Genomic DNA, 7,397 nt, shown 5'->3' with positions numbered 1-7,397 from the left:
TTTTTTCGGTGGGGTAGCGAAGTGGCTAAACGCGGCGGACTGTAAATCCGCTCCCTCAGGGTTCGGCGGTTCGAATCCGTCCCCCACCACCATTTATACAGGGGTATAGTTTAAAGGTAGAACGAAGGTCTCCAAAACCTTTGGTGTGGGTTCGATTCCTACTACCCCTGCCAATTTTCCCAATAATGGCGGTCGTGGCGAAGTGGTTAACGCACCAGATTGTGGCTCTGGCACTCGGGGGTTCGATTCCCCTCGATCGCCCCATTTATGTTAAATATTAATATTGGGCTATAGCCAAGCGGTAAGGCAACGGACTTTGACTCCGTCACTCGTAGGTTCGAATCCTGCTAGCCCAGCCATTTATGCGGAAGTAGTTCAGTGGTAGAACACCACCTTGCCAAGGTGGGGGTCGCGGGTTCGAATCCCGTCTTCCGCTCCATAAATATCGGCGGCATAGCCAAGTGGTAAGGCAAAGGTCTGCAAAACCTTTATTCACCGGTTCGAATCCGGTTGCCGCCTCCATATAAAGTCCAATTCTTATTATTATGCCGGTGTGGCGGAATTGGCAGACGCGCACGACTCAAAATCGTGTTCCGAAAGGAGTGCCGGTTCGACCCCGGCCACCGGTATCTGAAAACGTTGAAAAAACGCTGTTCTACATGTGATGTAGAACGGCGTTTTTTCGTTTATGCGGCACGATTCAGCAACCAAAAATCGTACGCGGAGGGAACTATAACACTGTAATATGCGTTATTATTTTGGCTTGTAATAGACGGCGTAAGGAGTGTCTGTTCGACCCCGATCACTGGTATCTTTGAATGTTTTGGGTTAAGTAATAACCGTAATAGTGGCTCAAGAACGTTGGTACGTCAATGTTCTTGAGCTTTTTTATATATTTTTAATATGATACAAATCGAAGCAATATTTCTGGATTTTTGTTTGGTGTGGTGACCCACAAATTGCACAAATTAAGGGATGTCATACCTATTTTTTTCGGGACATGTCAAAACAAGAAAAAAGGTGACAAATTTTACGACATTTTTTTGCAAGGCTCGAGTTTTTCTAATTGACTTTAAGTAGTTGTAATGTAAGATGGTAGTAATAAAGTTTTAATATTCAAATTATTAAGAACAAAATTTCATACTCAATAATTAATATTAATTGAATAATAATTAGAAAGGTGTGTACTTATATTGGAATTAGAAAAGAAAATTAGGAAACAAGAAGAACAATCAGGTAGACTTGAACGCATGGGTATTTCGTTAGCTAATTGGAGTGAGAAGTGGTTTCCAGATGCGTATATTTTTGCGGCAGTTGCAGTTGTGATCGTTGCAATAATTGCATTATTAATGGGAAGGACACCTGTCGAGGTTGGGGTTGATTTTGGAAAACACTATTGGGATTTGATTCCTTTTACAATGCAAATGGCTTTTATTATTATTACAGGCTACGTAGTGGCTTCTTCAAAGCCAGTTCATAAGCTCATTGCTAGGATGGCGACAATCCCTAAATCCCCGAAGGTAGCTGTAGCTTTTGTAGCATTCTTTGCCTTAGTTACATCACTAATTAGTTGGGGATTTAGCTTAGTGTTTAGTGGCATCCTGATTAAAGAAATTAGTAATCGAGTCAAAGGTGTCGACTATCGTGCCATGGCAGCAGCAGGATTCTTAGGGCTTGGAAGTATTTGGGCATTAGGGCTTTCCTCATCAGCAGCATTATTAATGGCAACGAAATCTTCCATTCCTCCTGAATTGTATGAAATTAGTGGTACGATTTCAATGTCGGAAACGATTTTCACTTGGCAGAACTTTGTCATGATCGTTGTTCTAATTGTATTATCCGTTTGGCTTGCTTATGTGTCCGCACCTAATAAGGACAAGGCAAAGACTGCGGAAATGGCTGGCCTAGATTATAGCCTAAAAGAATCTCTTGAAAAGAAGAAGGGTGATAGACCGGGAGAATGGTTGGAATATAGCCCAATTTTAACGATCTTATTAGTTACTCTAGGCTTTCTTTATATTGGATACATAATGGCTGATGTAGGTCCAATTGCAGCACTAAATCTCAATAATTATAATTTTATACTTTTAATGTTTGGGTTACTTTTGCACTGGACACCGAGGAACTTTTTGAATTCAGTCTCTAACTCAGTACCTGCTATTAGCGGAGTACTTATACAGTTTCCATTATATGCAGGGATTTTCGGAATTTTAATGAATTCAGGACTGAACGATGTATTAGTAGACTTCTTTCTTTCCATTTCGACTGAGAATACTTTCCCAATCATTGCAGGAATCTATTCAGCTGTTCTAGGGCTCTTCCTACCTTCAGGTGGGGGAAAATGGATTGTTGAAGCACCTTACTTGCTCGAAGCAGCGAAAGAATTAAATGTTAGCATGGCTTGGATTGTGCAAGTATATAATGCGACAGAAGCACTTCCTAACATGATCAACCCGTTCTTTATGCTACCGTTACTGGGAGTATTGGGGATCAAGGCTAAGGACCTCGCTGGTTACTCTATATTACAATTGATTTTTCATGTTCCAGTTGTACTTTTCTTAGTCTGGATTTTAGCAAAAACACTTCCGTATGTTGCTCCTGTCTTCCAGTAATTAATTTAATACCTCGATTCGGGTTTTATACCAGTCGGGTGGGTTGATTGAACAATTCCCCGCAGCATTAAAATTTATTACATAACAAAGAATGAGAATATTTTTGTATCAAGGCTTCTTGCATCATTGTAAGGAGCCTTTTTTTCTTCTCACTATAAATTTTCCATTAAATTCTTTATTACAACCACGTGCCAAAATACCTAATTCCACAATTCAATCTCCTATGACATCGAAAAACTTTTCGAAAAATTCCGCCTTTTTTCTCGGAAGTTTTGTCTTAAAAACCTGATTTTAAGTCAAAAAACATCATTGATTTGACTACATTCGCTTTTTTACTACAAAAACATTCTATATTCGAAAAATCCCTTACTTAAGTCCTATGACTTTTTACGCTACCACCAAAAATAGGAATTTAGTATAGTATCATTATACTGAAAATTTAATCTTTTCGGTCGAATACTGCGGAAGGAGGATATTCTCTGTTATTTTCTTTTTTAAAAACATTAAGGGGGAAGAACATGGGTAAAAGGTTTACTGCAATATTTCTTGTTATTTTGTTAGCATTTGGCAGCACCGGGTTTGCTGCAATAGGCAATATCACGCCGGAGCAATTAGATTTACATAAACCGACGCTTTCAAAAACAAATCTTACAGCGACTGACCACCAAGGCATTGACCCGGACCAAGAGGTTCGTGTCATTGTTGAATTGGATGGGAGAGCGCCTGTTGAAACGGCAACAAAGAAAGGCGTAAAGTACGATAAACTGGCCAAAGCTGAGCGGAAGCAGCTAGAAAAAGCTGCGAAGGACAAGCAAAAGGCTGCAAAAGATAATATCAACGGAAAAAAACTCGGCATTAAATACGAGCAGGAATTCAATGCAATCGTAAACGGGTTTAGTGCAAAAGTAAAATACGGTGATATTGAAAAGATCAAGGAAGTGCCAGAGGTAAAAGAAGTATACCTCGCAAATGAGTACACGCTTCCAGCTGAAAAGCCGGATATGAAGTACAGCAAAGAGCTTGTTGAAGCCCAGAACGCTTGGCGTGATTTCGGATACAACGGGGAAGGCATGGTTGTCGGAATTATTGACTCCGGTGTAGACCCATCTCATAAAGACTTCCTTTTGACTGATACTTCATCTGCAAAATTATCCAAAGACGCGGTAGAAAGCGAAATCGCTGATTCAAGCCTTCCGGGACACTATTACAATGACAAAGTTCCTTATGGCTGGAACTACATGGATAAAAATGATGACATCCTTGATGACAATGCCGTTACGGGCATGCATGGAATGCACGTAGCCGGAACTGTAGCCGCCAATGGTGACGAAGCAAACGGCGGAATTAAAGGCGTTGCTCCAGAAGCGCAATTACTTGCTTTGCGTGTATTTGGTGAAGAGCAGGCATCTACATGGGGCGATATTTATATTAAAGCTATTGACGATGCAATTAAGCTTGGAGCTGACGTTTTAAATATGAGCCTTGGTTCGACTGCTGGATTCGTAGATGCGAACTCACCTGAACAGCAGGCTGTTACACGCGCTGTAGACAACGGAGTGGTGATGTCCATTTCTGCAGGTAACTCAACTTACTTTGCAAATGGCTATTTCCATCCATACGCGTCAAATCCTGACTATGGCGTTGTTGGTTCTCCAAGTGTATCCAATGATTCCATCTCTGTCGCGTCCTATGAAAACACACACATGGATGTAGATGCGGCTAATGTTTCAATTGACGGCGGAGATGCAGAACAAGTAATGTTCCTATCTGCAGGCCAGACTTCTCCGACAGTTGGAACAAGTTTTGAATTGGTTTATGGAGGATTGGGGCAACCAGCAGATCTTGAAGGAAAAGATTTGAATGGAAAGTATGCATTAATTCAGCGCGGAACCATTGGTTTTGTTGACAAAGCCAAAAATGCCCAAGCAGCTGGAGCAGCTGGGGTAATCATTTACAACAATGCTGGTGGAACCGTTAATATGGCGACTGATGCGGCGATTACGATTCCGCAACTGTTCATGTTAAAAGCGGACGGGGATCGCTTTGCGGCTGCCCTTCAAGCTGGCAAAGCTGTTACTGTAAGCTTCGCTGGTGGAAAATTGACAGTCCCTAACAGTGAAGCTGGCAAGATGAGCGCATTCACATCCTGGGGTATCACGCCGAGCCTTGATTTCAAACCAGAAATCACCGCACCAGGCGGACAAATTTACTCTACTGCTGACCATAACGAATACCAGATTATGAGCGGTACATCAATGGCGGCGCCGCACGTGTCAGGTGGTTCTGCATTGGTTCTCGAAAGAGTGGATAATGAATTCGGCTATCAAGGAGCGAATAGGTCCAAGCTTGCGAAGAAATTCTTGTTGAATACCGCTAAACCGGTTGACTTTAGTGGTGCACCTGTTTCACCACGACGCCAAGGGGCAGGACTAATGCAGCTTCATGCCGCGTTATCAACACCTGTAACCGTGACTGATTCTAAAACAGGCGATGCAAAGGTTGCTCTCAAAGAAGTAAAGAACAATATAGTAACCTTTACATTAACCGCGGAAAACTACTCTGACAAAGCCGTAACATACGACGTCAGTGCAAGTGCGCAAACTGATAGACCAGTTGGCGCAGGCGGTGGTTTATTTGTATCAGCCCCTAACCAATTTGGTGCACTGGATTTAGGAGCAGTCGCGACAATTAACGGAAAGGCAGTCAATTCAATCGAAGTCCCTGCCCAAGGCAAAACGACGTTTGAAGTCTCTGTTGATGTTAGTGGATGGGATGCAACGCTAAAATCCTATTTCACAAACGGCTATTGGCTGGAAGGGTTCGTTAAGTTAACCGACCAAACAGATACAAACCCTGATTTGGTTGTCCCATACGTCGGCTTTAAAGGCGACTGGAATGCGGCTCCAATCCTTGATACCCCGGCTTGGGATCCAAACTCCTACTACGGATACACAGGAGTTCTGACACATGTTGGCGGCAGCAGCTATGACTATTTAGGTGTTGACCAGGCATCTGGCGACCTTAACCCTAATTTGATTGCCATTTCGCCAAACGGTGACGGTAAAAATGATAGTGCAACTTACATTCTATCCCTGCTCCGCAATGCCAAAAAGTTCGATTTGAATGTTTTGAATGCTGATGGCAACGTGGTAAAAGAAATTGCATCAGAAGAATTTGTGCGCAAAAATTACTATGACGGCGGCAGAGGAGCAATGTACTACCTATTCTCAGACTGGACATGGGATGGCACAATGCATAACGGAAAGAGGGCTCCTGAAGGCCAGTATTACCTGCAAGTAAAAGCAACTCTGGATTATGAAGGCGCCACACCGCAAATCGTTACGCTACCAGTTAAGCTTGACGTCACGACGCCAAAGCTAAAGACCACACTTGGGAAAGACGGAAAAACTGTTACGGTAGATGTTTCCGATAAAACAAGCGGCGTTGCCTACTGGTATGTAAAAGTTGATGGAGAACTCGCCACGGAAAATCCATTTGTAGATGGGGAAACTTCCTTCGTACTCGAGGAGCCAGTGAAAAACGGCCAAACTGTTGAAGTCATTGCGGTGGACAATGCAGGAAACGCAGCGTCTAACACAGTTAAAGTGGGCAGTAACGGAAACAACGGAAATACAAAGAAATAGAAATTGGTTATAAAATAGAAGGCAAGCAACCCATATTGGGGATGCTTGCCTTTTGAATTTTTCTATCCTCTAGAACATCCCATTTTCATTCGGAGAATCCTCAGGAATGGGTTGGCCAACATCCCACAGTTCTACAATATGGTTGCCTTCAAAACGAAAAATATGAACAACAGCCGCTCCAAGATCATTTGGTTTCTGCTTTACATGGGAGTAAACCACGACCTTATCTTCCTCTTGGACGGCTAGTTTGACCTCGAGTATTTTTTGGGGGTTTTGAACCGCATTTTCTTCCATTGCAATCATTAGCGATTCTGCATCCCCGCGGAAATATGGGTTATGGTGGCGAAATTCAGGAGCTATGTAGCTCTGGTACGCTTCACGGACTTTTCCTGATGCGACTAGCTGTAGAAATGACACAGCTATTTCCTTTAGCGAGAGGTTGGATTCCTTATTCATAACAACTACCCTTTCATGGCAAGCATTAACCTATAATAGATTTAAGTGAAGTTTAAGGTATATGCAAATTTTAGTCAAACGAGGAACAGTAGTAGGTAAAGAAGCATTGTATGTTGAATGTAGTAGTAGGACAAATTCCTGCTATGACAAGGGATAATGATTATTTGATTTACATTAAGGAGGAAATTAGATTGGGCATTCGCTTTGAAGTAAATAGAACCGCTAATGTATCGATACACAAAATGTACGAGGGTTTGCTGGACCTAGATTCTGCGCAGCAGTGGATGCAAGGATTAGTCGGAATAGAGCGGTTGGATAATGGGCCAATGCAGGTGGGGAGCCAGTGGAAGGAATCAAGAAGGATGTTTGGGAAGGTGGCGACTGAACATTTCGAAGTTGTGGAACTTCAAGAACCGAATAAAATTGTCCTTCGCTGTGATGGAACAAAAGGAACAACAGGGACAGGAGAATTTTTGTTTACCTACATACTTACACCTTCAAATGATCACACAGAGATTATATTAAGCGGAGAAATAAATGGGCTTACTGGTTTCGCTAAATTTTTCGGAAAAATGATGGCTGGAACTTTTAAAAAAGCTTGTGAGAAAGACTTAGATTTGCTTATAGGTTATATGGAGAAATGATATGATTAAAAGGCTAAGAGTTGAAAGAAATAAAGGAGTAA

4 protein-coding genes and 7 tRNA genes are annotated in these 7,397 nt (G+C 42.1%); 10 read left to right on the top strand and 1 reads right to left on the bottom strand.

The genetic code is table 11. The annotated features are described in order from the left end of the window. Window positions 1–7 precede the first annotated feature (7 nt). The 9 genes from RB160_RS21575 (at window position 8) to RB160_RS21535 (ending at window position 6,256) form a co-directional block, all read left to right on the top strand. A tRNA-Tyr gene (locus tag RB160_RS21575) sits at window positions 8–92 on the top strand. 7 nt (window positions 93–99) lie between these two features. Continuing rightward, window positions 100–173 (top strand) — tRNA-Trp (locus tag RB160_RS21570). A gap of 15 nt (window positions 174–188) precedes the next feature. Beyond that, a tRNA-His gene (locus RB160_RS21565) sits at window positions 189–264 on the top strand. A gap of 20 nt (window positions 265–284) precedes the next feature. Then, window positions 285–359: transfer RNA gene (locus RB160_RS21560), tRNA-Gln, on the top strand. A gap of 5 nt (window positions 360–364) precedes the next feature. Next, window positions 365–439 (top strand) — tRNA-Gly (locus RB160_RS21555). A gap of 8 nt (window positions 440–447) precedes the next feature. Beyond that, window positions 448–522: transfer RNA gene (locus RB160_RS21550), tRNA-Cys, on the top strand. Between the two features lie 25 nt (window positions 523–547). After that, window positions 548–629, top strand: a tRNA-Leu gene (locus RB160_RS21545). A gap of 564 nt (window positions 630–1,193) precedes the next feature. Continuing rightward, entirely contained in the window at window positions 1,194–2,612 is a 1,419-nt protein-coding gene (locus tag RB160_RS21540) for a short-chain fatty acid transporter (protein WP_316572506.1), read from the top strand. Between the two features lie 518 nt (window positions 2,613–3,130). Beyond that, the gene (locus RB160_RS21535) at window positions 3,131–6,256 is read left to right on the top strand and encodes a S8 family serine peptidase (RefSeq protein WP_316572505.1); all 3,126 of its coding nucleotides are present in this window, start codon (window positions 3,131–3,133) and stop codon (window positions 6,254–6,256) included. A 69-nt stretch (window positions 6,257–6,325) separates the two neighbouring features. Here the strand turns inward: RB160_RS21535 and RB160_RS21530 are convergent, their stop codons facing one another. Further along, window positions 6,326–6,712: a nuclear transport factor 2 family protein gene (locus RB160_RS21530; protein ID WP_316572504.1), complete on the bottom strand. Its 387-nt coding sequence runs from the start codon at window positions 6,710–6,712 to the stop codon at window positions 6,326–6,328. Between the two features lie 110 nt (window positions 6,713–6,822). Between RB160_RS21530 and RB160_RS21525 the strand changes: the two genes are divergently transcribed. After that, window positions 6,823–7,356 carry an SRPBCC family protein gene (locus RB160_RS21525; protein ID WP_316572503.1) on the top strand — a complete coding sequence of 178 codons (534 nt, stop codon included), beginning with the start codon at window positions 6,823–6,825 and terminating at the stop codon, window positions 7,354–7,356. Window positions 7,357–7,397 lie beyond the last annotated feature (41 nt).

The organism is Neobacillus sp. YIM B06451 (assembly GCF_032667185.1).
Taxonomy (GTDB): domain Bacteria; phylum Bacillota; class Bacilli; order Bacillales; family Cytobacillaceae; genus Bacillus_D.
This window is presented reverse-complemented; position numbering and strand designations above follow the sequence as displayed.

Bases quoted from the DNA above. Each gene is read 5' to 3' on its own strand.
- RB160_RS21535 (WP_316572505.1), top strand. From the start codon at position 3,131: ATGGGTAAAAGGTTTACTGCAATATTTCTTGTTATTTTGTTAGCATTT.
- RB160_RS21525 (WP_316572503.1), top strand. From the start codon at position 6,823: ATGTTGAATGTAGTAGTAGGACAAATTCCTGCTATGACAAGGGATAAT.
- RB160_RS21530 (WP_316572504.1), bottom strand. From the start codon at position 6,712: ATGAATAAGGAATCCAACCTCTCGCTAAAGGAAATAGCTGTGTCATTT.